We start from the raw sequence: 24,132 nt of genomic DNA, 5'->3' as shown, positions 1-24,132 counted from the left end.
GGTCATGGCCTTTGCAAGTTTCGAACAGGAAGACGACGGGCCGATGGCGGAAATCAACATGATTCCGCTGATCGACGTGATGCTGGTGCTGCTGATCATCTTCATGGTGACCGCACCGCTGCTGACCCACGCGGTGAAAGTCGACCTGCCCAAGGAATCGACCTCCGCGAACGAACTGCCACCGGAGAACATCCAGATTGCGATCGGTGCCGACGAGCAGCTGTTCTGGTCGGGCGAGAAGATCGACAAGGAAACGCTGAAGGTGAAGCTGCAGGAGGCGGCTGCGCGCGACAAGAGCGCAGAGATCCAGCTGCGTGCCGACCAGAACGTACCCTACCGCTCGGTGGCATACGTCATGAGCGAGGCGGCACGGCTCGGCCTCACCCGCATCGGCTTCGTGACGGATCCTTCCAGCGCGAAGTAAGGCGTCTGCGCCCTGAAAGAAACCGCCCTGACCGGCGGTTTTTTTTCGTCGCGACCGGCCGGCTGCCGACACATTGCTTCACCGGCTGCACGCACGGCGACGCTTGACACGCCGCAACCTGCGTGATTGAATGCGAATCATTCCTATTCATTACCGAACAGGACATGCGCCAGCCTGCTGCCCCGGCAGCCACCCGCCAGCCACCCCGTGCACCGCACGCCCAACCGCCGGAGGATGCAGGTATGACGACCGAACACAGTGCCACTGGCGACGCCAGTCCGAACATGCTGGCCGCGGCCACGCTGTTCGTCATGACCCGGTTTGCGGAACGTCCGTGCCCGGAAGTCGCCCAGATGGTGATCCGCCATCTCGAAGTGGTGGCCGAGGACGAGCGCGCCGATCCCCTGATGCGAGAGGTGTGCGACGCACTCATCGGCCGCTGGAGCCTGCATGCCGTCGGCGATGCCGGCCGGCGCGCCGCCCACTGATCCGGAGAACCCCGAACATGTCCCGCTACACCGGCCCCCGCCTGCGCGTGCTGCGCGCACTGGGCACCGACCTGCCCGGTCTGACCCGCAAGAACATCGAAAACCGCACCTCGCCGCCCGGCCAGCATGGCGCCCGTCCGAACCGCCGCAAATCGGAATTCGGCGCCCAGCTGATGGAAAAGCAGAAGCTGCGCTACAACTACGGCCTCAACGAAACGCAACTACGCGGCGTGTTCCGTGAAGCCGAACGCTCGAAACTGCCGACCGGCGAAAAACTGGTCGAACTGCTCGAGCGTCGGATCGACAACATCGTGTTCCGCGGCGGCCTGGCACCGACGATTCCGGCGGCACGCCAGCTGGTACGCCACAAGCATGTCCTGCTCAACGGACGGCGCGTGAACATTCCGTCAATCCGGCTGCGCGTCGGCGACACCATCACCCTGACCGACAGGGGTCGCACCGTCCAGAGCGTGGTCGATGCGCTGCAGACACCGCCGCTCGAACGGGCTGAATGGATCGCCTTCGACGCCGCAACGCTGAGCCTGCGCCTCGTTCATCTGCCGCCGGGCGATGCGACGCCCTTCGCATTCGAAGCTCAGAAGGTGGTCGAGTTCTACGCCCTGCGCGTCTGATCTCGCGCCTGGCCAAGGTTGATCGGGCGCCCTGCCCCGATCCGCCTGCCGTGGCTTTCCAGCTGCTGCTTGTTCTTCGCTGCTGCTTTCCCTTTCCCCCGCCCGCGCCGCGGCCGGGGCTGCCAGCCAGATCCGCTCACGCGATCCAGCCAGTCACGCATCTTCAGGAGACGCTGACATGTCGCTGTTCGCTTCATCGATCTGCATCACCGGTTCCCATCGCTGTCCTGCGGCAACCGGGAGCGTCACCTGTCAACGGCCGCGCATCCGCGCCGGCTCCACATCTTCAACCCGCTTCGAGAGGTCAACCATGATCACGTCACGCCTGCCCAGCGCAGCCCTCACCACCGCCGCCGTACTCTCCTTTGCATTCGCCGGTCAGTCGGTCGCGGCCACCGCGCACGAATCCTTCACCTCACTGGCCGATTCGGTCGCCAGCGACGGTTTCAACAATCTGACGGCTGGCCGCATCACGACCGCGCAACTGATCGCCGGCCTGGTCGCCAACGTCGACGGCAGCGCGGGCGACACGATATTCCGCAAGATGTCGGGTGGTGCCTACCCGGCGTCGGCCGGGCTCTATCAGTTCAGCGGCGCAGGTTCGAGCTTCGAAATGAAGGTCGCCGACGCGGTCGAAGGACTGACCAGCATCGTGTTCCAGAGCTATATCAACATCAGCCGTGGCGCCAATGGCGTCGATGGCCTGTTCGAACCCGGTTACGAGCCCCGCCTGAGCTACAACAACGGCACTCAGTTCCTGACTGCCTCGCTGGTGGAAACCGAAAACCTCAGCTACACCGACTTCTTCACCGGTCAGGTCGTGGCTTCGGACCCGAACAACCCGAACCACGCCACCTTCACGTGGAATCTCGCGGCATTGGGCGTCGCCGTGCCGGTCGACAGCTTCCGCATCACCTTCGGGACCGACACCCACTCGCAGACCGAAGCCTTTCAACTGGACCAGCTGGTGACGGCACCGGTGCCCGAACCGGAAACCTGGGCGCTGATGCTGGGCGGTCTGGGGCTGATCACGCTGAGCGCGCGTCGCCGCATCACGAAAGGCTGATCGCCGCCCACCGCCGGACGATCAGGTCCGGCGGCCCACCCTGCGGCGCGCGCTGCGCGCCGCATCCGTTGCAGACCTCCCGTGACACCCCAGCCCTCCACAGCCGCAAGGCGAATCTTCCGCCGCTCCGCCTCCTGGCCTGCCGCCGGACTGTGCGCGTTCGCCTGTCTCGCCGCGTCGGCGGCCGGTGCACAGGGCACGAGCGCACCCGACCGCGTCACCCGGGAACAGAGTGCCCGATCGACTGCACCGTCCGCTGCGCTGCCCGACGTACGGAAAGTCGCCGAGGCAATCAGCGACGACCCGACCGTGCTGCCCGAAGTCGAGGTGACCGACGAACGCGAGCTGCAGCGCCCGGTCGAGATAGAACTGCCGCCGGACCGCCCGGTCACCGTCATCAATGCCGCCGCAATCGAGCGGCGCCAGGCCAGCACCATTTTCGACATCCTCAAGGACATACCCGGCGTGGCAGTCGATGGCGGACCGCGCGCCAGCGGCATGAAATTCAATCTGCGCGGCTTTTCCGACAACGAGGACGTGCTGTTCAAGGTCGACGGCGCGGTCAAGGGCTTCGAAAAGTACCGCTTCGGAAGCGGTGTGTTCATCGAGCCTGAACTGCTCAAGGCACTGCAGGTCGAGCGCGGCCCGTCAGTTACCGCCGGGTCGGGCGCACTTGGCGGCACTGTATCGGCCACCACCAAATCGGCGTCTGACTTCCTGAAGCCGGGCCAGACCTTCGGCAGCGAGGTGAAATACGGCTACAACTGGAACAGCCGCGAGCGGTTGCGCATGGTGACCGTCTATGGCCGGCCGAACGCCCACCTCGACCTCATCGTGTCGGTCGCGCGGCGCGATTCCGATGACTTCCGCCTGCCCGACGGCGAGCGCCTCGACCTGACCGCCACATCGTCGGAAAGCCGCTTTGTCAAGGCGAGTTTCTACGCCACCGACGATCTGCTGATCGAACTGAGCCAGACGCGCTACACCGGAGGGCCCGAGCGCGCGCCATACGACGCGACCGCAAGCGGTGCCGGCGGCTTCGGCATCGTCCAGCGCAGCATCGACGACACCACGACCAATCTGTCGCTGCGCTATCTGCCGCCGGATTCATGGATCGCACTGCGCGGCACGCTGGCCTACGAAACGACCGAACTGGCCGACCTGCACCTGATCGGCCAGAGCCGCATCTGCGTGTCACCGTCGCGACTGCTGCCGGCCGCCTTCCGGGTCGACCGCTGCAACGACGACTGGCGCTATGCCATCTGGACCGGCGAACTGTTCAATGACCTGCGCTACACGCTGGGCGAGCTGCGCGGCGTGCTGACCGTGGGTTACCAGGGCATCCGCAACAGCCGCGACATCGTGCGCGTGACGTCGAACGCCAACACCAATGCGAATAATTATCCTGGCGGTTTCAACGAAGCACAGCCGCCCGGCGACAAGGTGTCCGACGCGCTGATCATCGAGAACGCGATGACCTACGGCGCGTTCACGCTGACGCCGGGTGCGCGCATCGACCGCTACCACGTGAGCGCCGAAGGCCAGACGCGCACCAACATGATTGCCGCCGGCCAGTCGCCCGACCTGCGCTTTGTCAAGGTGTCGCCAGCGCTCGCGCTGACCTGGCGCATACCGGCCAGTGATGTATCGCTCACCGCACGCTACAACGAAGCCTTCCGGCCGCCATTGGTCGACGAATATTTCGCGCGCGGCAGTTTTGCCAGCCGCTGCGCGAAAAGCACCCCTCTTGACCTGGGCCCCGCCAACAGCCCGGTCACGGCCGCTAATCCGCTGTATGACCCGTCGGGCATTGGCCTTCCTTACAACGCGGCGCTCGATCTGGCGCCGGCAAACGAAATCTGCGGCGGGCTCTATCGGCCGCAGGAATCGTCCAACCACGAACTGACGATCGCGTGGTCGCCGCAGCCGACGAGTGCCGCCGACGGGCGCTGGCAGGCACGCGCGACCTGGTACGACATCCACACCCGTCATCTGCTGCAATCCATCTCGAATATTGGCGGCAGTGTGGGTCAGCCAGGTCGCGAACGACGCAAGGGCAGCGAACTCGAGGTGTCCTACGACGGACTGCGCAGCTTCGCCACACTCGCCTGGTCGCAGATCGACGGCCGCATCACGAACCCGGTCGCCGGCACCGACTACGCGATCTATGGTGTGCCAGGCGACACGCTGAGCGCCAGCGCCGGCGTGCGCGGCTTCGACGGACGGGTCGAAGCCGGTCTGCGCATGCGCGACATCGGCGAGCGGCGCGCCAGCGCAGGCACCGAACCCACCGTGTGCTCACGCCCGGGCACGCTGTTCATCGAAGGCATCGGTCGTATCGGTACCCAGTTTGGTGCGCGGGTGTTCGACCTGTTCGCCAGTTGGCGTGTGACACCTGACGCCGTGCTGCGGCTCAACATCGACAATCTGACCGACGAGGTGTATTGCCTGCAGGACGGCTTCGCCGGCGCGGTCGGCGTGCAGGCGCCGGGCCGCAGCGCGAAGCTGTCGCTGACGCTGCGCTTCTGATCATGCCGATGCCTCGTCATCGCACAAACCGGAACTGTTTTTCATATTCCGACTATCGTGCGAGGCTGACAAAATCCGCGCATTTACTGGTATTTCAGCAGGGTGACGTTTCAGCCATGGACAGTCCGGTGCACCGTTACTGGACACCCGCGCAAACGGCCATCCGGAGAATTCCGCAGTTTTCCTTTCCCGCCCGTATCCTGCAGCGCATCGCCTGACATGGCGCAGGATTTGCTGATTCAACCGTCGTGTGAGCCGGCCTGCAGGTGCGACGCACACGAACCATTGCACATGACCCACACGTCGCGCCTCGACATCCGCACATGCCACATTCCTCCGACCCTGAATGCTCGCCCCACGGTGCCGGTCATGTTCCGGTCGTATCGCTGACCGCCAGCATTGACGCCGTCATGCTCATCATCCGGCTGTCTGCGCGCTACGGCCCGCTGATGTTCCGCCACGGTGCGATGGCCGAAAGCGTGCAGCCGCTGTGTCGGCCAATCGGCTCGATCGCGCTCGGCGACTCCGACGTGAAGCTGGGCGAGATCGCCGGTTGCGAATACTGGCTCGACGCATCGACTTTTGCGCGACTGGGCGAAGGCGCGTATCTGCTCGACGTGCTCAACCCCTCGGTCACGCCGCACGGCACGCCCGCCCTGACCGACCGCTTCGTGTTGCGTCCGCACGCCAGTTGAGCCTGCGCACTGCGCGCCGGTGGGACAAGCTCCCGCCGCCCTCCAGCTGTTTCGCTTGACACCGAACTGAGAATCATTATTATTTGAACCGGTTCAACACAGCGCGGCGCTGCCGCGACGGACATTCCGGTCACCATGCACGACGCCACGTCAGGTCTGAACGCTTCATCTTCAGACGCCCTGAAATCCCGACTTGCCGGCCTGCTCGACGAGCTGATACGGCATGACGGATTCGGGTCGCTCAGCGTGGAAGTGCGCCTGCTCAAACGCGGGCAGAAGGAAGTGATCATCGATTGCGGCAAGCAGTACCGCTACGTGATCGATTTCGCCGCCGGCTGAACGGAACCGTTCGTGCAGCACAGTCCGGCGGCGCGGGGCCGCGGACTCACATCATCCGAAACAACACCTGAGCAGTCGCCTTCGCGGGGAAGGGATGCATGGCTCTGAACGAGGCCCATCATGTCTTTCCGTCGTCTGTGCTCGACCGGCGCGCTGTGCGTGCTGTCTTCTTCTTCCGTGTTCGCCGCCGGAGCGGTCTGGGATACCCCACTGGCCGGTTTTGACGGCAACGGTGCCACCTCCGCCACGCCCTGGGCCAGCGCCGACGTTTATGCCGAATGGAATGTATTCGACAACATCAGCGTTGACGCTACCCCCGACATCGCCGGCAGCGGCTCGCTGAGCCAGACCAATCCGGCTGCCGGATCCTTCCTGACCGGCAGCGGCAACCTGTACAGCAGTGGCGGCGCTGCGAACTTCATCGTCGATCTCGCCGCCCCGGCCGCGGGCACGTACGACGTGTGGCTGCGCATCGCCACCCAGGGCACTGCGGCCAACGACATCGCAACGCTCAATGGCGTTGCAGCCAGCAAGGTGGTGTCGTTCAGCGCCACGCTGGGCGGCTTCGGTGGCAGCGAGGAAGAAGCCTGGTGGCGCTGGACGGTGACCGATCCGCTCGCCCTGCAATTCGCCTTCGCCAGCCCGGCGGCCCACCTGAGCCTCGACCAGCTGGCCGTGCTCGCCGCACCGGTGCCCGAACCCGCCACCTGGCTGTCGCTGCTGGCCGGCCTCGGCCTGCTTGGCACCCTCGCCCGCCGCCGCGCCTGACGCGCCGCCCCGCCCACCCCGAACCGGAGATTTCCATGACCCGCACTGCCGATCCCGAAAGCCTTTACCACACCTTCCACGCCCTGAAAGCCGAACGGCGCCTGCGCAACCGCGACGCCGCGGCAGCACTGGGCGTCAGCGAAGGGGAAGCCATTGCCTGCGGCGTCGGTCGCGATGCCATACGCCTGCACGGTCCGTTCGATGCCCTGTTCCAGCGCATGCCGCAACTGGGCGAAGTCATGGTGCTGACCCGCAATGAATCCGCCGTGCATGAAAAGACCGGCAGCTTCGAACAGATGTCAGGCAACGCCCATGTCGGGCTGGCACTGGGCAGCGTGATCGACCTGCGCATCTTCTACGGTCAATGGACGCATGGTTATGCCGTGACCGACGAAACGCCGCGCGGCACCTCGCTCAGCTTCCAGTTCTACGACCGCCACGGCGACGCCGTGCACAAGGTGTTCTCGCGCGCCGGCACGAAGCTCGACGCCTGGCACGCACTGGTGGCGACCTACACGGCTGACGACCAGCAGGCAGGTGAACAGGTCGAACTGCGCAACGCAGCGCCGGAAGCGGAAACGCCCCTGGCCGACATCGACGCCGACGCCTTCCGTCGCGACTGGCTGGCCATGCAGGACACGCACGACTTCTTCCCGCTGCTGCGCCGTCACAAGGTGTCGCGCCGACAGGCCATGCAGCTGGCACCGGACGGCCATGCCGAACGGCTGGACAACGCGCTGTCGCGCCCGCTGCTGGAACAGGCGGCGGCGCAGTCGGTATCCATCATGTGCTTCGTCGGCAACCCGGGCATGATCCAGATACATACCGGGCCGGTGCATCGCATCGAAGTCATGGGCGACTGGCTGAACGTGCTCGACCCCGGATTCAACCTGCACTTGCGGCACGATCTGGTGGCGGAAACCTGGCTGGTGCGCAAGCCGACGGCAGATGGCATCGTCACTTCGGTCGAATTGCTCGACGCCAGTGGCGAAACGATTGCGCTGTTCTTCGGCGAACGCAAACCGGGCAAGCCGGAACGCGAGGACTGGCGTGCGCTGGTGGGTCAGGTCTGCCAGTCGTCCGACACTGTCGCCGCATGAAGCGTCTCGCCCTGCTGAGTGTTGTGGCCGCTTTGTGCGGCCCGGCGCTGGCCGACAGCGCACAGCGTCTGGTCACGGTCGGCGGTGCGGTGACCGAAATCGTCTACGCGCTCGGCGCCGGTGCCCGCGTGGTCGCGACCGACACCACCAGCACCTTTCCCGCGGCGGCGCAGGCACTGCCCCGGGTCGGCTACCAGCGTGCGCTGGCGGCCGAAGGCGTGTTGTCGATGCGCCCGACGCTGCTGATCGCCACCGCCGACGCCGGTCCGCCGGTTGCGCTGACCCAGCTGCAGGGCGCCGGCGTGCGCGTGCTGCAGCTCGACGCCGGCCACCGTGCCGATCAGGTCGGTCGCACCATCCGCGCCATCGCGGCCTCGCTCGCGCTGGACGACGCCGGCCGCACGCTGGCCGAGCGCTTCGACGCCGACTGGGCGGCGGCGCGGCAACGGGTCGCGGCCTTGCCGGGGCGCCCGCGTGCGCTGTTCATTCTCGATCATGGTGGTGCCAGCCCGATGGTCGCCGGCGACGGCACGGCCGCCGCAGCCATGATCGACTATGCAGGTGCGGTCAATGTCATGGCCGGCCGCTTCAACGGCTACCGCCCGCTGACGCTGGAAGCGGCCCTGGCGGCGGCCCCCGACCTCATCGTCACGACCGACGAAGCGATCGCCACCGCCGGTGGACGCAACGCCTTCCTCGCCCGACCCGGTCTGGCCGCCCTGCCCGCGGCGCGAGCCGGCCGGCTGGTGACACTGGATGCGCTGCGTCTGCTCGGTTTCGGGCCACGTCTGCCGGCTGCGGTGCTCGATCTGGCGCAGCGGATGCGCACGCCATGAACCTGCGCAGTGTCGAGTTGCCGCGCATCGGCCCGCCCGCCGGCATGACGCTCTGGCTGCTGGCGGTCGCGCTGATCGGCGCCGTCGTCCATGCGCTGGGCAGTGGTGCGGTGGACCTGCCGGCGGCGACCGTCGTCAGCGCACTGCTCGGGCAGCAGGTCGGGTCGGACGCCGATCTGGTGATCTGGACGCTACGTCTGCCGCGCGTGCTGCTCGGCGTAATCGCCGGCGCCGGCATGGGCATCGCCGGTGCCGCCATGCAGGGCCTGATGCGCAACCCGCTCGCCGACCCCGGTCTGGTCGGCGTCAGCAGTGGCGCTGCACTGGCCGCAGCCGCCGTCGTCATCCTTGGCGAGCGCGCCATGAGCACGGGGGGCTGGGCCGCCAGTGCGTTGCTGCCGCTGACCGCCTTCGCTGGCGCGGCGCTGACCACGGCGCTGGTCTATGCCGCCTCGCGCCGCAATGGCCGCAGTTCGGTCACGCTGATGCTGCTGTCGGGCATCGCCATCAACGCGCTCGCCATGTCGGGCATCGGCCTGCTGCTGTTCATGGGCAGCGACGCCCAGGTTCGACAATTCACGTTCTGGACGCTGGGCAGCCTGGCCGGCGCCACCTGGCCGGGCGTCATCGCCGCCGCCGTCGCAGTCGGCGTGGCACTCGCGCTGCTGCTTCGCAAGGCCGGGCCACTCGATGCGCTGGCGCTGGGCGAAGCCCAGGCGGCGCACCTGGGCGTGGCGGTCGGCACGCTGAATCGCGCCTGTGTGGTGTTGATCGCACTGTCGGTCGGCGCCACCACTGCGCTGACCGGCACCATCGGTTTCATCGGCCTGATTGCGCCCCATCTGGCGCGCCGTCTGGCCGGGCCGTCGCACCACATGCTGCTGCCGGCCAGTGCGCTGGCCGGCGCCTTGCTGGTCGTGCTGGCCGACAGTGCGGCACGCACCTGGGTCAGTCCGGCTGAGCTGCCGATCGGCGTCTTGACCGCGCTGTTCGGCGCGCCCTTTTTCATGCTGCTGCTGCGCCGGCGCGCCGCGCAGGAACACTGACATGCTGAGCGCCCGCCACCTCACTGTCATGGCCGGTCAGCGCAGACTGATCGACGACGTGTCGATCGACGTGCGACCCGGCGAAATGCTGGCGCTGATCGGCCCGAATGGCGCTGGCAAGACCACACTGCTGCGCGCGCTGTCCGGCGACATCGACGCCGCCTGCGATGCCGTGTCGTGCAACGGCCGGCCGTTGCGCCACATTCCGGCGGCCGAACTGGCCACGCTGCGCGCGGTGCACGCCCAGCACCAGCGCAGCGATCTCGACTACACCGCGCAGCAGGTGGTCGCCCTCGGCCGATTTCCGCATCACGGCGGGCGACCGGGCGCCGACGACCGCGCCATCGCGCGCGCCGCCATGGCGCTGACCGGCTGCGAAGCGATGGCCGATCGGCTGTGCAGCACGCTGTCCGGCGGCGAACAGGCGCGCGTGCATCTGGCGCGCGCGCTGGCACAGATCTGGCGCGGCACACCCGGCGCGCACTTCCTGCTGCTCGATGAACCGGTCGCCGCCCTCGACATCGCCTGGCAGCACCGCGTGCTGGCCTGCGCGCGCGATCGCGCACACAGCCGCATGACCGGCGTGCTGGCCATCGTGCACGACCTCAATCTTGCGGCCCGCTATGCCGACCGGCTGGTGCTGCTGGCCGACGGCCGAATCCGGGCCGACGGTGCGCCGTTCGAAGTGCTGCAATCGGCCGCGCTGGCCGATGCCTTCGGACTGGATTGCCGCGTCTGGATCGACCCGCACACGTCGCGCCCGCTGCTGATGGCCGAGCCGGCCGCCTGAGGCACGGCGCGCGCTCAGCGGCGCGACGCGCGCCCGGCGCACTGGCGGCAATCGCTGCAGCCATCATCGCTTCCATCCTTGCCCGCGTCTGCATCCGACTTGCTTCCCGGATTGCTTCCCGACACGCCAGGCGGACGCAGCCGCGCCCGGGCGACGCGCATCACCTTCCATGCGGCCAGGCCGACGATGACCAGTGCCAGCAGATCGGTAACGGAAAGGATCATGTGCAGCAGGCCAGCGCAATGCGGTAGGTGACGAACGACGCTGCATACGCCAGCGCGAACAGATAGCCGGCCATCAAGAGCGGCGCGCTCCAGCCGCCGGTTTCGCGCCGTACCGTGGCGAGTGTCGACAGGCACTGCGGCGCGAACACATACCAGGCGAGCAGCGACAGCGCGGTCGGCAGACTCCAGCCGGCAACGATCAACGGTACCAGCGCCTGCGCGGTATCGTCGGCCGTGGCCGACAACGCATACACCGTGCCGAGTGCGCTCACCGCGACCTCACGCGCCGCCATGCCGGGTACCAGCGCCACCGCGATCTGCCAGTTGAAACCGATGGGCTCGAACAGTGGCAGCAGGAAATGCCCGAGCCGGCCGGCGAAGCTGTATTCGATCGGCGCGCCTGCGAAATCAGCGGGCGCGGCCGGGAAGCTGGCCAGAAACCACAGCAGCACGGTGAGCGCGAGAATGATGCCGCCGACCCGCCGCAGGAAAATGAGCACGCGCTGCCACAGGCCGATCGCCAGATTGCGCAACGACGGCCAGTGGTAGTCCGGCAATTCCATCAGCAGCGTGTGCTGGCGGCCTTTCGAGCCCAGCCGCTTGAGCAGCCAGGCCACTGCCACCGCCGACACGATGCCGGCGAGATAGAGCGCGAACAGCACCAGCCCCTGCAGTTCCAGTCCGCCGGCCACGCGGCGCGCCGGAATGAAGGCGCCGATCAGCAGCGCGTAAACGGGCAGCCGGGCGGAACAGGTCATCAGCGGCGCAATCATGATGGTCACCCAGCGGTCGCGCGGATTCTGGATGGTGCGCGTGGCCATGATGCCGGGAATCGCGCAGGCAAAGCTCGACAGCAGCGGGATGAAGGCGCGCCCGGACAGCCCGACGCCGCCCATCAGCCGGTCGAGCAGGAAGGCGGCACGCGGCAGGTAGCCGGACTCTTCGAGCAGCAGGATGAAGAAGAACAGGATGACGATCTGCGGCAGGAACACCAGCACGCCGCCCAGACCTGCGATCAGGCCGTCGGTCAGCAGGCTGCGCAGCAGACCGTCCGGCAATATCCGGCCCACCGCATCGCCGAGCAGCGCCGTCGCCGCTTCGATCCAGCCCATCGGCGCCTCTGCCCACGCGAACACCGCCTGGAAAATCAGGAACAGCAGCGCGAACAGCAGCAGCGGACCGGCCAGTGGATGCAGCAGCACGCGGTCGGCACGGTCGGTGAACGCATGCGCTGGCAGGCGATCGAGGCCCAGCGTCGCGAGGATGTGCTTCACCTGCCGGTGGTCATCGACCATGCTGCCGGCCGATTCTGCAGGCGGCACCGGAGGCAGTGCCGCATCCAGCAATCCGAACAGCGCATCGGCACCGCCGCCGCGTACCGCGACGGTCGATACGACCGGGACGCCAAGCGCGTGCGCCAGCGCCTCGACGTCGATGTCGACGCCGCGCGCTCGCGCGAGGTCGGCCATGTTGAGCACGACGACCAGCGGCAGACCGAGCCGCTTCAGGCCCAGCACCAGTCGCAGCTGGCGCGCCAGCTGGGTCGCATCGACCACCGCCAGCACCAGATCGGGGCGACGCTCACCTGGCAGCCGGCCGGCGAGCACGTCGCAGGTCACCTGTTCGTCGGGCGAATTCGGCGCCAGGCTGTAGGTACCGGGCAGATCGAGCACGGCCAGGCGTGTGCCGGCCGGCGTGCGCAGCCAGCCTTCCTTGCGCTCGACCGTGACACCGGCGTAATTGGCCACCTTCTGGTGACTGCCCGTCAGCAGATTGAACAGCGCCGTCTTGCCGCAATTCGGATTGCCCACCAGCGCCAGCATCGGCGGTGCGAGGCGGCGGCTTTCGATGGGTATTGCGGTCATCACTTGACTGGCCTGGCAGCGACGCGCACACAGGCCGCCTCGATGCGGCGCAGTGCAAAGGTCGACACGCCGATACGCACCGCCAGCGGCTCGCCGCCGGGCTGCCCGCGACGCAGTACGCACACCGCTTCACCCTCCATGAAGCCCAGCTCGCGCAGGCGCATCTGCAGATCCGGCAGTCCGGCACGGTCATCGAGACCGATCACCACCATGGGTGCGCCGGTTTCCGCATCGCTCAGCCGCATTTCATTGTCAGGCAGGGTCATTCAAGGTGTCCGTGATCCGGTAGCAGAGGCAAGGCGCAGGTTGTGAAGTGTGCGGCGAAGCGCGCCATTCTCGCGCGACCGCAGGGCTGCCGCACAAATCGCGCAAGCGAACGAGCCGGGTGAGGCGCGGCTACCCATCCGCCGCAGGTCGGCCCGAGTTGCGTTCACGCATCAGATGATTACAGCACTAATTTTAACAAGAATCATTCTCGATTATAGTCCGCCTCGCGTCGCTGCCGGTGTTCTCACCGGACAGACCGCGGACGAGCCAGCCTCTCTGCAAGCCAGTCCCGACAACTTCACTCCAGGACTGACTCAGATGACCCGCACTCCCCCACAGCAGCCGCTGTCGCTGGCGGCCGCCATGCTGATGGCGCTGTCGACCGGCAATCCCGCCCAGGCGCAACAGACGCCGCCCGCCGGCACGACGCCCGTACTGCCTGAAGTCAAGGTGATCGACGCGCGCGAACGCGCGAATTCACCGAACAACGGCTACCAGTCGGGCATCGTCCGTTCAGCCAGGACGAATCAGCTGTCCAAGGACATCCCGCAGGCGATCACCACCGTCACCGAACAGCTCATGCTGGACAGCAACTCCGACACGATGAAGAACGCGCTGCGTCACGTCGCCGGCCTCACGTTCAATTCGGGCGAAGGCGGGCGCATCGGCGACAACATCATGCTGCGTGGCTTCTATTCGTTCGGCGACCTGTATATGGACGGCATCCGCGACGTCGCCCAGTACAACCGCGAGGTGTTCCACGTCGAGCAGATCGACGTGCTGCGCGGATCTGCCGCCATGCTGTTCGGTCGCGGTCAGGCCGGTGGCGTCATCAACCGCGTCAGCAAGCAGCCGGGTCTGGTCGATCGCACCGAAGTGTCGGCCACCGTCGGCAGCTACGATTACGGCCGGGTCACCGCGGATGTGAACAAGGTCGTCGGCGAAAACGCCGCACTGCGGATCAGCGCGATGAAAACCGACGCCGAAAGCTCGCGCAACGGAGTTGAAACCAAGCGCGAAGGTATCGCACCCACCTTGCGCTGGGGCATCGGTACGGCGAATGAATTTTCGATCGGCCATCTTTATCTCTCGACTGATGACGTTCCTGACTTCGGTGTCCCCTTCATCAGCCGTGCAGGTACGGTAACCCGCCCGCAAGTCACGCGCCGTCCGCTCGATGTGCCGGTCAGCCGCTTCTATGGCACGCCGTCCGATTACGAACGTAACGACACCAATATCAGCACCGGTATGTGGACCCATCGTTTCTCGCAGGACACTGAAATACGCACGGTGCTGCGCGTGGCTGACTACAAGCGTGCGCTTTGGGCCACACAGCCCACATTGGGCGGCAGCGTCAACACGACGAATGTCTCGGATGCCACTGCGGTCACCCGCCGAACCCATGCGCGCGGCGCGCATGAGCAGACCGTTACACTGCAGAGCGATCTGACCACAAAGTTCCAGGCCGCAGGGATGAAGCATGAACTGCTGATGGGCATTGAACTCCTGAACGAGAAGCAAGACCGCTGGAACTACGTCGCCGCTGCTGCGCCTGCCACCACCGTGGGCAATGCCAACCCGGACCCCGCCCTTCCGGCGAACTATGGCAACCGCACCCGTACCAACCGGGCCGGCTACGAAGGCGACTCGCTCGGCGTGTATGCGCAGGACCAGATCGAATTCATGCCGCACTGGAAGCTTCTGCTCGGTCTGCGCCACGACCGCATGGACGCCGATTACTACACGGCGACCAATCCTGAGTTCCGCTTGAAGTACAACGAATGGAGCTATCGAAGCGGCCTGCTTTTCCAGCCGAACGACACCTCGACCTATTACTTCGCGTGGAGCGACTCGTTCAACCCGACTGCTGACCTGTACCAACTCAATAACGGCACGCGCTACGATGCCGAACGCAGCCGCACGGTGGAGCTGGGCTCGAAGTGGGAATTGCTGGACGGGGCGCTGTCGCTGCGCACCGCGGCTTACCGCGCAACCAAGTTCAACGAGCGCAATACGGATCTCGAGCAGGCGAACACTTCAGTCCTGTCGAAGGAACGCCACACTGACGGACTCGAGTTCGAGGCAGCAGGCCGTATTACTTCGAAGTGGGATGTGTTCGGCGGTATCGCGCTGATGCGGGCCGAAATCGACGAAGTGTTTGCTGCCAATAACCCGAACATCGTAGGGTTGCGCCCACGTAACACGCCACGCTACACAGGCAATTTGTGGACCACCTATCGCCTTGCTCCATCCTGGCGCATTGGTGGTGGCATTGAAGCCAAGGGCAATCGCCTTGCCTACAGCACCGGCGGCACCAACCAGGCTATCGCCATGGCACCAAGCTATGTGCGCACTGACCTGATGCTGGCTTACGAACAGCGGAACTACGATGTACGTCTGAACGTCCTCAACTTGTTCGACAAGCGTTACTACGATGGCATCTACGAAAACGGCAGCATGGTGGTTCCAGGCACCGAACGCGCCGTCCAGCTGACGGTGGCGGTGAGGTACTGAGCTGTCGGCCCAGTGAAGGCCGGGCCGGTGGTCTTTCGACTGCCGGCCCGGCTTTTTTTCGTTCAACGACCGGACAACGTGCGCCAGCCCGCCATCGTCCGTTCGACCAGCGCCCATCCGGAGCCGCTCTCGCACAATCCATAGCGGAACGGCAGGTTGTCGCGCCCCGGGGTTTCGAAGCGCAGGTCGCGAAAGCTGATGCAGGCGCCACCCGCTGCGCCGCCGACGCTGTCGAGCACCGGAAACATCGCGAACCAGCGGAATACTGCGAAGTCCGGCGCCGACCAGACGGCGCGCACCTGTTCCTGCACGGCGCCGTAGTCGCCATTGCCAAAGCGCTCGCGCACCTGCCACTGCGCCATCGCCACCGGCCGGTAATGCGACGAGAAGCGACGGATCAGGTTGTCGTCCGGCCCGGCCTCCAGGATTCCCGTTCGCCGCGTGTTGATGTGTGCGGTATGGAAGCGCTCGCCGTCGTCGATCACTGCGGTCCAGTTGAAAGGCGAAGCCGGGCGGGGAATCGCGTCAACCGCGACCGCGACGATGCCCTGCTCCACCGCATGGTGCCGCGCGGCATCGATGGCTTCCGACTTTCCGACTGCGCCGACGCCGACCCACGCGCACACCGCCACCAGCCCGATTGCGGCCGGAGCGCGGCGACGTCGCCACAGTGCGCTCGCTGCCAGACCTGCAATCAGCAGCCCGGTCAGCGGCAGATCGATGATGAAGGTGGTGCCCCAGCCGAAGCGACGATCCGAGAAGGGCGCCAGGATCATCGTGCCGAACTGCGTGATCAGGTCGCCGAGGATGTGGATGCCGATGCCGGCACACACCACGACATAAAAGGAACGCCAGTCGACGCCTTGCGCGCGCATTTTCGGCACCCGCGCCAGCAGCCAGGCGATCAGCAGCCCCCACAGCGGCAGCAGCACAAAGGAATGCGTCACGCCGCGGTGGCCGCGCAGATAGGTCAGCTCCGACACATAGCCGAGCACGAAATCGAGATCGGGAAAGGTCGCGGCCGCTGCGCCGGCGACCACCATCTGCCAAGGTTCCGGCCCCGGTTTTGCGGGGTCCGGGGGGCGGGCGATCAGGCGTCCGAGCAGTGCGCCGGACAGGGCGTGAGTAAGGGTATCCAAGAAACATCCTGAAGTTGAAGTGAAGCGGCGAACCGGCGAAAGTCCGGTGCGGGCGGGAATGCGGACTGCCGGTGGACGGTTATCGGCGCATATCGTTTCCAGTCTGGCGCAGTGCACAACCGACGGACGTATAATGCGTCCCCGAACCTCTACACGGCTTGTTGATGGAATCCGCTACCGCGCTCATCGATTTGCAAGTTTCGCGCGAACCTACCCGACTGCGCGAAATACCGTACAACTACACGTCGCTGTCCGATCGCGAAATCGTGATCCGGCTGCTCGGTGCGCCGCTGTGGGACATACTCGCCAGCCTGCGCGGCGAACGTCTGACCGGCCGCTCGGCGCGCATGTTGTACGAAGTCCTGGGCGACATCTGGGTCGTGCAGCGCAATCCCTACCTCGAAGACGACCTGCTCGACAATCCGAAGCGGCAGGCCGCGCTGGTCGGTGCGATGCACCATCGACTGGGCGAAATCGAGCAGCGCCGCCAGCGCAGCGGTGATGCGGCAGCGCTGGAACGCGACCGCAAGGTCGGCGAGTTGCTGCTCGGCGCGCGCGCAGCGGTAGACGCCTTCGCTGCCCACTTCGCCACCGTGCGCGCGATGCGCCGGCGCATCGTCAAGGTGCTCGGCCGCCACACGCGCGAAACGAACATCGCCTTCGACGGCCTGGCGCGCGTGTCGCACGTGACCGACGCCACCGACTGGCGGGTCGAATACCCGATGGTCGTGCTGTACCCGGATACCGAGGATGAAATCGCACCGCTGGTACGCGGCTGCATCGAACTCGGGCTGACCATCATCCCGCGCGGCGGCGGCACCGGCTACACGGGCAGCGCCGTGCCGCTGACCGCGACGTCGGCCGTCATCAACACCGAAAAACTGATCGACATCGGGCCGGTTGAATCGACCGTGTTGCCCGGTCTGGCAACGCCCTACGCCTCCATCCGCACCGGTGCCGGCGTGGTGACGCGGCGAGTGATGGATGCGGCGGAGCACGCCGGACTGGTGTTCGCCTGTGATCCGACGTCAGCCGACGCCTCGTGCATCGGCGGCAACATCGCGACCAATGCCGGTGGCAAGAAGGCCGTGTTGTGGGGCACAGCGCTCGACAATCTGGCGAGCTGGCGCATGGTCGATGCCGACGGCTTTCCGCTCGAAGTGACCCGGCTCGACCACAACCTCGGCAAGATCCACGATGCGGCGCTGGTGCGCTTTTCCATCCAGCACTTCGAGGCCGATGGCAGGACGCCGCGCGGCGACGCCGAAACGCTTGAAGTGCCAGGCGCGCGTTTTCGCAAGGAAGGTCTGGGCAAAGACGTCACCGACAAGTTCCTGTCCGGCCTGCCCGGCGTGCAGAAGGAAGGTTGCGACGGTCTGATCACGAGCGCGCGCTGGATACTGCACAAGCTCCCACCGGTCACCCGCACCGTCTGTCTCGAGTTCTTCGGTCAGGTGCGCGAGGCGGTGCCGGCCATCGTCGAAATCAAGGATTACCTCGACGCCCTGCCCAAGGCCGGAAACGCGCGCGTGCTGCTCGCCGGCCTGGAACACCTGGACGAGCGCTATGTGCGCGCGGTCGGCTACGCCACCAAGGCGCGCCGCCACGGCCGGCCGAAGATGGTGCTGATCGGCGACATCGTCGGCGACGACGAAACGACGGTGATGGCCGCCGCATCGGACGTCGTACGCCTGTGCAACCAGCGCGGCGCCGAAGGCTTCATCGCGGTGTCTGCCGAGTCGCGCAAGACCTTCTGGCTCGACCGCGCACGCACCGCAGCCATCGCGCGCCACACCAACGCGTTCAAGATCAACGAAGACGTGGTGATTCCGCTGCCGCGCATGGGCGACTACTGCGACGGCATCGAACACATCAACATCGAACTGTCGATCGCCAGCAAGCTGCGCTTGTGCGATGCGCTGGTGACGCTGCTGCGCGGCGAGCTGCCGCTGCACGCCGGCGACGCCAACATCGACGCCGACCAGCTGCTCGGCGACCGCCGCACGCAGGCGCTGCAGCAGGTGGCCGCGGTACGCGGTCGCTGGCAGTGGCTGCGCGACAACCTCGACATGCCGCTGGAGCGGGCCGAGGCAGTCGCCCGCTCGCTCGGTGTCGAAGTCGGTCCGCTGGTGAACCGCGCCGCCTCGCCGACGCTGTTCCACCGGCTGCAGGACTACTCGGTGCGCGTGTCGTGGAAGCGCGAACTCAAGCCGCTGCTGGAAGAGATTTTCGACGGCGCGATGTACCGGCCCACCCTCGAGCGCATCGAGGCCGAGCAGAAGGCGGTGCTGCGCAGCCGGGTGTTTGTCGCGCTGCACATGCATGCGGGCGACGGAAACGTTCACACCAACATCCCGGTGAATTCCGACAACTACGACATGCTGCAGGAAGCCAATGCGGCGGTCGCCCGCATCATGGCGCTGGCGCGTTCGCTCGGCGGTGTCATTTCGGGCGAGCACGGCATCGGCATCACCAAGCTGGAATTCCTGACCGACGAAGAACTCGCTCCTTTCATCGATTACAAGCGGCGGGTCGATCCGGACGGCCATTTCAACGCCGGCAAGCTGCTGCCCGGTGGCGATCTCGCGCGCGCCTACACGCCGTCATTCTCGCTGCTCGGCACCGAATCGCTGATCATGGAAATGAGCGACGTCGGCCAGATCGCCACGTCGATCAAGGACTGCCTGCGTTGCGGCAAGTGCAAGCCGGTCTGTTCGACCCATGTGCCGCGCGCCAATCTGCTCTACTCACCTCGCAACAAGATCCTCGCCACGTCGCTGCTGATCGAGGCCTTCCTGTACGAAGAACAGACGCGGCGCGGCGTGTCGCTGCGCCACTTCGACGAATTCAGCGACGTCGCCGACCATTGCACGGTGTGCCACAAGTGCGCCAACCCCTGTCCGGTCGACATCGATTTCGGCGACGTGTCGATCGCCATGCGCAACGCCTTGCGCAAGCAGGGCAAGCGCAAGTTCAATCCGGGTACGGCGGCGTCGATGGCCTTCCTGAATGCGACCGACCCGGCCACCATCAAGGCGCTGCGCGTGGCGATGATGGGCGTGGGCTACAAGGCACAGCGGCTCGGCCATGCGGTTGGCAAGGCACTCGGCCTGATCGACCGGCAGACGAAGAACCCGCCGCCGACGCTCGGCCGACCGCCCATCAAGGCGCAGGTGATCCACTTCATCAACAAGCCGATGCCGGGCAAGTTGCCGAAACGCACTTCGCGCGCGCTGCTCGACATCGAGGATGCCGCCATCGTGCCGGTCATCCGCAATCCGAAGCGCGCGTCGGAAGAGCAGGAAGCGGTGTTCTACTTCCCGGGCTGCGGTTCGGAACGGCTGTTTTCGCAGGTTGGTCTGGCCACGCAGGCCATGCTGTACCACGTCGGTGCGCAGACCGTGCTGCCGCCAGGCTATCTGTGCTGCGGTTACCCGCAGACGGCCGGCGGCGAAGCCGAAAAGGGCCAGCAGATCAGCACGTCGAACCGAGTGCTGTTCCACCGCGTGGCCAACACGCTGAATTACCTCGACATCAAGACGGTCATCGTGTCCTGCGGCACCTGCATGGACCAGCTGCAGAAGTACGAATTCGACAAGATCTTCCCCGGCTGCCGGCTGCTCGACATCCACGAGTACCTGATGGAAAAGGGCATCAAGCTCGAGGGCGTCGAAGGCGTGCGCTATATGTATCACGACCCCTGCCACACGCCGATGAAGACCCACGCGCCGCTCAAGGTGGTCAATCAGCTGATCGGCACGGCGGACGGTTCCAAGGTCGCGCTGAACGAGCGCTGCTGCGGCGAGAGCGGCACGCTGGCCGTCAGCCGGCCGGACATTTCCACCCAGGTGCGCTTCCGCAAGGAAGAAGAAATGCGCAAGGGTGCGGGCGCGCTGCGCGCCGACGGCTACACCGGCGAAGTGAAAGTGCTGACGTCGTGTCCGTCCTGCCTGCAGGGCCTGTCACGCTACGACAACGACAGCGCGACGCAGGCCGATTACATCGTGGTCGAAATGGCGCGCCACCTGCTCGGTGGCGACTGGGCCGAACGCTACATCGAGCAGGCCAACAACGGCGGCATCGAGCGCGTACTGCTGTGACGCCGCCGGTCGACCGTCACCGGCGCTGCGCCGGTGACGCGTCGCGCCGGCTCAGGTCCTGCATGAAGGCTTCGAGCGCCTGTTCATCACGCGGGCCGGCGGGTGCCATTTCGAGCTTCATGGTGCCGCTGCCGCCCGGCTGATCCGCCGCACACACACGGTGGGCAAGCATGCCGCCATGCCGTTCCGGGCGCCCCTCGCGGTCCAGATAGATGTTCTGCACGCGGTAGGCTTCACGCTCGGAACGCAGCGTGGCCATGCAGTCCTGCTGATAAGCTGCCCCCTTGAGGCGCGCTTCGAGCACATGGACAAACTCGTGCACCAGGAAGGAGTTGTCGGCCGCGTCCTGCAGGTCGAGATCCGAGCGCATCAGCACCTGATGGCGTTCGCGGTCGTACAGCGCAACCAGCTCTTCGCAGTCCGACGGCGCATCCGGGCAAACTTCTTCGACCAGAGCCGCGGGCGTCATCAGCCTCAGCAGCGGTCGATCCGGTTCGGCTATCGCCGGGTAACCCGACAGGGCTGCCGCCACGCTGAACAGGTGGGCAATGATTGCGCTGTCGACCATGTCAAAGTCCTTCGAGGCGCGTTGGGCGCCCGGTCCGGGCAATCAGCGCAATGTCTGGAAAGATATCCGGGCATTTCGACATCGCCGCGCGAAATCGTTCCGTTCCGGAAGAACTCGGGCACGGCGCCCGTGTCGGAAAACGCAGCGATGGCGACAATGCGTCATCCAGCCGATCACCCTTACGCCCCCGCACGGAGTCCGCCATGCCCTCACCTTCCCTGAAGTGCGCCTGTCTGCTGTCCCTGAGCCTGTTTGCCGCACAGACCGCGCAGGCCGTCCCGGCCGATGCCGAGCGCGCCGCATCGCCCGTGCCGCAGCTCACCGGCGCATGGAGCTGGACCGATCCGGCGCAGTGCAGCGAAACCTACGAGTACCGCGTCGATGGCAGCGGTTCGGTGCAGAGCGGCGAAGAGCGCAGCGAAATGGCCTATGTGTTCGATCCGAAAGGTTCGGACACGGGCTTCTACAAGCTGGAGGCGACCATCCTGAAGGACCACGGCGGCACCGACTGTGCCGGCTCGAAGGAAGACGACACGAACAAGCTTTACACCGTGTACGTAAAATTCAACCCGGAAGGTGACCAGCACGTCGTGTGCGTGGCGCCGGAGCTTAAACACTGCTTCGGACCGCTGCGCCGCACCGGCGTAGCGCGCTGACGGTCAGCGCAGCAGCAGGTCGACGCGGTCGAATTCTTCCGGCGTGGCGACCAGCTTCACGACTTCCCGCAGGTCGGCACGCTCGATGAAGTGATGCGCGCGGCGCGCCACGATGTCGCGTCGCACGACACCGCCGAAGCCGATCACCGTCGCGCCGGCGTCGCCAGCTTCCAGATCGGTGATGCCGTCACCCACCATGACGACGCTGTCTACCTCGCCCAGCACCGCCCGGCACACATCGGCCTTGCCGCCGCTGCGCGCCAGCGGCGATGAGCGATCGAAACCGGCGTATGCACCGGCGTCGTCGAACTGCAGGTCGACCGCATGCACCCGCTCATCCGGCACGCCAAGGTGGCGCGCCAGCGCCAGCACCGCCTGACGGATGCCACCACTGACCACATGCACCTGCCAGCCCAACGCACGAAGTGCGGCCACCGCCTTGCACGCCCCCTCCACCCGCGTATCGATGTAGCGCTGGCCGAGCGCCTCGATGGCCGCAGCGTCCGGCCGGATCAGGTCCAGCCGCGCCGCGTAGGCGTCTTCGAGCTTCAGTCGGCCGTCCATCGCCGCGGTGGTCAGCGGCACGACCTGATCGACCACACCGGCCTGCTCGGCCAGCACGTCGATGCCTTCTATCGTCGACAGCGTGCTGTCACAGTCGAACAGGATGGCGCGGTTCATTCGGAGGATTCCTGCTTCACGGTTTCATAGGCCCAGTCCAGCCAGGGCGTCAGGGCGGCGACATCCGCAGCGTCGACCGTGGCGCCGCACCAGATGCGGAAGCCCGGTGGCGCATCGCGGTAGGCCGCAACGTCGAAGGCGGCCTCTTCCTGTTCGAGCAGCGCGCACATGCGGCGCACCCGCGCCCACTGCGTGGCTGGCGGCTGCATGGTGAACCAAGGATCAACAATCTTCATGCAGACCGAGGTATTCGAGCGGGTCACCGGATCCTCGGCAAGGAAAGCCGCCCAGTGACTGCCATCGATCCAGCGCGCCAGCACGTCGAAGCTGGCCATGCTGCGCGCAATCAGACCCGGCAGACCGCCGACGGACGCCGCCCAGCGCAGCGCATCGATCTGATCTTCGACACACAGCATCGACGGCGTATTGATCGTGCTGCCGGCAAACAGGTCTTCGATCAGGCCCGCCTTGTTGGTCATGCGGAACAGCTTGGGCACCGGCCACGACGGCGCGTGACGTTCAAGTCGCTCGACTGCGCGCGGGCTGAGCACGATCATGCCGTGCGCGGCTTCGCCACCCAGCACCTTCTGCCACGACCACGTTGTCACGTCGAGCTTCGGCCACGGCAGCTCCATCGCAAAGGCGGCCGACGTGGCGTCGCAGATCGACAGGCCGCTGCGGTCGTCGGCAATCCAGTCGCCATCGGGTACGCGCACGCCACCGCTCGTGCCATTCCACGTGAACACGACATCGTGATCCCAGCTGACGGCGTTCAGGTCGGGCAGGCTGCCGAACGGTGCGACAAACGTACGGGCGCCGGCCAGTTTCAACACGCTGTCGACGTCCGTCACCCAGCTCTGGCCGAAGGTTTCCCACGCCAGACAATCGACTATGCGATCGCCGAGCAGCGACCACAAAGCCATTTCGACCGCGCCGGTATCCGAACCGGGCACGATGGCGATCCGGTAGTCGTCCGGCACGCCGAGCACCGCGCGGCTGAGGTCGATGACTTCTTTAAGTTTGGCGAGGCCGTGCGGTGCGCGGTGCGAACGCCCGATGAACGCATCGCCCAGCGCCGCCAGTGTCCAGCCAGGACGCTTCACGCAAGGCCCGGAGGAAAACGAGGGCCGCAACGGGCGGATCAGGGGCTTCTCGGCAGTCATGGTGTCACGGTCACTCGATGTTGAACGGTGAATTGGCGCGGACATTCCGGCCTGCCCGGCGCCTGAATGCGCCGGGTACGCATAAATCGCGGCGAAGTATAGCGGCAGCGTCGCTGCAACGCCGAACGGGCAAGGCCAGTGCTCGAAGGTGTTGTGCGAGCATGCGCTGCCGCGCCGGACAACTGCGCCTGCACCCTGAACGGAAGGCCCGTTGTAACAATAGTTGGCATTCCCGCAGACCT

General features: G+C 66.2%; 22 protein-coding genes. 15 read left to right on the top strand and 7 right to left on the bottom strand.

Annotated features, from left to right (window positions below; genetic code table 11):
• The first annotated feature begins 4 nt into the window (after window positions 1-4).
• From Q8R75_RS02550 to Q8R75_RS02495, 12 genes are all read left to right on the top strand, one after another.
• Complete coding sequence (locus Q8R75_RS02550) at window positions 5-424, top strand: biopolymer transporter ExbD (protein ID WP_305612307.1); 420 nt, start codon at window positions 5-7, stop codon at window positions 422-424.
• A 242-nt stretch (window positions 425-666) separates the two neighbouring features.
• Window positions 667-912 carry a hypothetical protein gene (locus Q8R75_RS02545; protein WP_305612309.1) on the top strand — a complete coding sequence of 82 codons (246 nt, stop codon included), beginning with the start codon at window positions 667-669 and terminating at the stop codon, window positions 910-912.
• Window positions 913-929: 17 nt separating this feature from the next.
• On the top strand, window positions 930-1,544 hold the full coding sequence (gene rpsD, locus Q8R75_RS02540) for a 30S ribosomal protein S4 (protein WP_305612311.1): 615 nt from the start codon (window positions 930-932) through the stop codon (window positions 1,542-1,544).
• 310 nt (window positions 1,545-1,854) lie between these two features.
• Window positions 1,855-2,610: a PEPxxWA-CTERM sorting domain-containing protein gene (locus Q8R75_RS02535; RefSeq protein ID WP_305612312.1), complete on the top strand. Its 756-nt coding sequence runs from the start codon at window positions 1,855-1,857 to the stop codon at window positions 2,608-2,610.
• Window positions 2,611-2,691: 81 nt separating this feature from the next.
• Entirely contained in the window at window positions 2,692-5,139 is a 2,448-nt protein-coding gene (locus tag Q8R75_RS02530) for a TonB-dependent receptor (protein ID WP_305613789.1), read from the top strand.
• 323 nt (window positions 5,140-5,462) lie between these two features.
• Window positions 5,463-5,834 (top strand): DUF779 domain-containing protein, encoded by a 372-nt coding sequence (locus Q8R75_RS02525; protein ID WP_305613790.1) that lies wholly within the window; start codon window positions 5,463-5,465, stop codon window positions 5,832-5,834.
• A gap of 135 nt (window positions 5,835-5,969) precedes the next feature.
• On the top strand, window positions 5,970-6,173 hold the full coding sequence (locus tag Q8R75_RS02520; RefSeq protein WP_069040101.1) for a hypothetical protein: 204 nt from the start codon (window positions 5,970-5,972) through the stop codon (window positions 6,171-6,173).
• Between the two features lie 120 nt (window positions 6,174-6,293).
• Window positions 6,294-6,941: a PEP-CTERM sorting domain-containing protein gene (locus Q8R75_RS02515; protein WP_305613791.1), complete on the top strand. Its 648-nt coding sequence runs from the start codon at window positions 6,294-6,296 to the stop codon at window positions 6,939-6,941.
• Between the two features lie 35 nt (window positions 6,942-6,976).
• Window positions 6,977-8,041, top strand: coding sequence for a ChuX/HutX family heme-like substrate-binding protein (locus Q8R75_RS02510; protein WP_305613792.1), 1,065 nt, complete (start codon window positions 6,977-6,979; stop codon window positions 8,039-8,041).
• Window positions 8,038-8,877, top strand: coding sequence for an ABC transporter substrate-binding protein (locus Q8R75_RS02505; RefSeq protein ID WP_305613793.1), 840 nt, complete (start codon window positions 8,038-8,040; stop codon window positions 8,875-8,877). Before Q8R75_RS02510 ends, Q8R75_RS02505 begins: the two co-directional genes overlap by 4 nt.
• Entirely contained in the window at window positions 8,874-9,923 is a 1,050-nt protein-coding gene (locus Q8R75_RS02500; RefSeq protein WP_305613794.1) for an iron ABC transporter permease, read from the top strand. The genes Q8R75_RS02505 and Q8R75_RS02500 overlap by 4 nt, the downstream gene beginning before the upstream one ends.
• 1 nt (window position 9,924) lies before the next feature.
• Window positions 9,925-10,713, top strand: a complete 789-nt coding sequence (locus Q8R75_RS02495; protein WP_305613795.1) for a heme ABC transporter ATP-binding protein — start codon at window positions 9,925-9,927, stop codon at window positions 10,711-10,713.
• 14 nt (window positions 10,714-10,727) lie between these two features.
• Here the strand turns inward: Q8R75_RS02495 and Q8R75_RS02490 are convergent, their stop codons facing one another.
• Genes Q8R75_RS02490 through Q8R75_RS02480 form a run of 3 tightly spaced genes read right to left on the bottom strand, consistent with a single transcriptional unit; the run spans window position 10,728 to window position 13,068 of the window.
• Entirely contained in the window at window positions 10,728-10,937 is a 210-nt protein-coding gene (locus tag Q8R75_RS02490) for a hypothetical protein (RefSeq protein ID WP_305613796.1), read from the bottom strand.
• Window positions 10,934-12,802 carry a ferrous iron transporter B gene (locus Q8R75_RS02485; RefSeq protein WP_305626143.1) on the bottom strand — a complete coding sequence of 623 codons (1,869 nt, stop codon included), beginning with the start codon at window positions 12,800-12,802 and terminating at the stop codon, window positions 10,934-10,936. The genes Q8R75_RS02490 and Q8R75_RS02485 overlap by 4 nt, the downstream gene beginning before the upstream one ends.
• A complete protein-coding gene (locus Q8R75_RS02480; protein ID WP_305615264.1) occupies window positions 12,802-13,068 on the bottom strand; it encodes a FeoA family protein in 267 nt (88 codons plus the stop codon). Before Q8R75_RS02480 ends, Q8R75_RS02485 begins: the two co-directional genes overlap by 1 nt.
• 49 nt (window positions 13,069-13,117) lie before the next feature.
• Here Q8R75_RS02480 and Q8R75_RS02475 point away from each other — a divergent pair, with 49 nt between their 5' ends.
• Window positions 13,118-15,583 carry a TonB-dependent siderophore receptor gene (locus Q8R75_RS02475; RefSeq protein WP_305615262.1) on the top strand — a complete coding sequence of 822 codons (2,466 nt, stop codon included), beginning with the start codon at window positions 13,118-13,120 and terminating at the stop codon, window positions 15,581-15,583.
• A gap of 62 nt (window positions 15,584-15,645) precedes the next feature.
• Here the strand turns inward: Q8R75_RS02475 and Q8R75_RS02470 are convergent, their stop codons facing one another.
• Window positions 15,646-16,722, bottom strand: coding sequence for a metal-dependent hydrolase (locus tag Q8R75_RS02470; RefSeq protein WP_305615260.1), 1,077 nt, complete (start codon window positions 16,720-16,722; stop codon window positions 15,646-15,648).
• 164 nt (window positions 16,723-16,886) lie between these two features.
• On the opposite strand from Q8R75_RS02470, the gene Q8R75_RS02465 reads away from it, so the two are divergent.
• Window positions 16,887-20,822 carry an FAD/FMN-binding oxidoreductase gene (locus tag Q8R75_RS02465; RefSeq protein ID WP_305615258.1) on the top strand — a complete coding sequence of 1,312 codons (3,936 nt, stop codon included), beginning with the start codon at window positions 16,887-16,889 and terminating at the stop codon, window positions 20,820-20,822.
• 16 nt (window positions 20,823-20,838) lie between these two features.
• Here the strand turns inward: Q8R75_RS02465 and Q8R75_RS02460 are convergent, their stop codons facing one another.
• Window positions 20,839-21,390 carry a hypothetical protein gene (locus tag Q8R75_RS02460; RefSeq protein ID WP_305615256.1) on the bottom strand — a complete coding sequence of 184 codons (552 nt, stop codon included), beginning with the start codon at window positions 21,388-21,390 and terminating at the stop codon, window positions 20,839-20,841.
• Window positions 21,391-21,593: 203 nt separating this feature from the next.
• Here Q8R75_RS02460 and Q8R75_RS02455 point away from each other — a divergent pair, with 203 nt between their 5' ends.
• Entirely contained in the window at window positions 21,594-22,046 is a 453-nt protein-coding gene (locus tag Q8R75_RS02455) for a hypothetical protein (RefSeq protein WP_305615254.1), read from the top strand.
• 3 nt (window positions 22,047-22,049) lie between these two features.
• Here Q8R75_RS02455 and Q8R75_RS02450 read toward each other — a convergent pair whose 3' ends face one another.
• Both Q8R75_RS02450 and Q8R75_RS02445 read right to left on the bottom strand, forming a co-directional pair.
• A complete protein-coding gene (locus tag Q8R75_RS02450) occupies window positions 22,050-22,727 on the bottom strand; it encodes an HAD-IB family phosphatase (protein WP_305615252.1) in 678 nt (225 codons plus the stop codon).
• On the bottom strand, window positions 22,724-23,890 hold the full coding sequence (locus tag Q8R75_RS02445) for a phosphoserine transaminase (RefSeq protein WP_305615250.1): 1,167 nt from the start codon (window positions 23,888-23,890) through the stop codon (window positions 22,724-22,726). Before Q8R75_RS02445 ends, Q8R75_RS02450 begins: the two co-directional genes overlap by 4 nt.
• Window positions 23,891-24,132: the final 242 nt, after the last annotated feature.

The organism is Methyloversatilis sp. (genome assembly GCF_030696805.1).
Taxonomy (GTDB): domain Bacteria; phylum Pseudomonadota; class Gammaproteobacteria; order Burkholderiales; family Rhodocyclaceae; genus Methyloversatilis.
The sequence above is the reverse complement of the archived record's forward strand: the minus strand, read 5'-3'. Positions and strand labels throughout refer to the sequence as shown.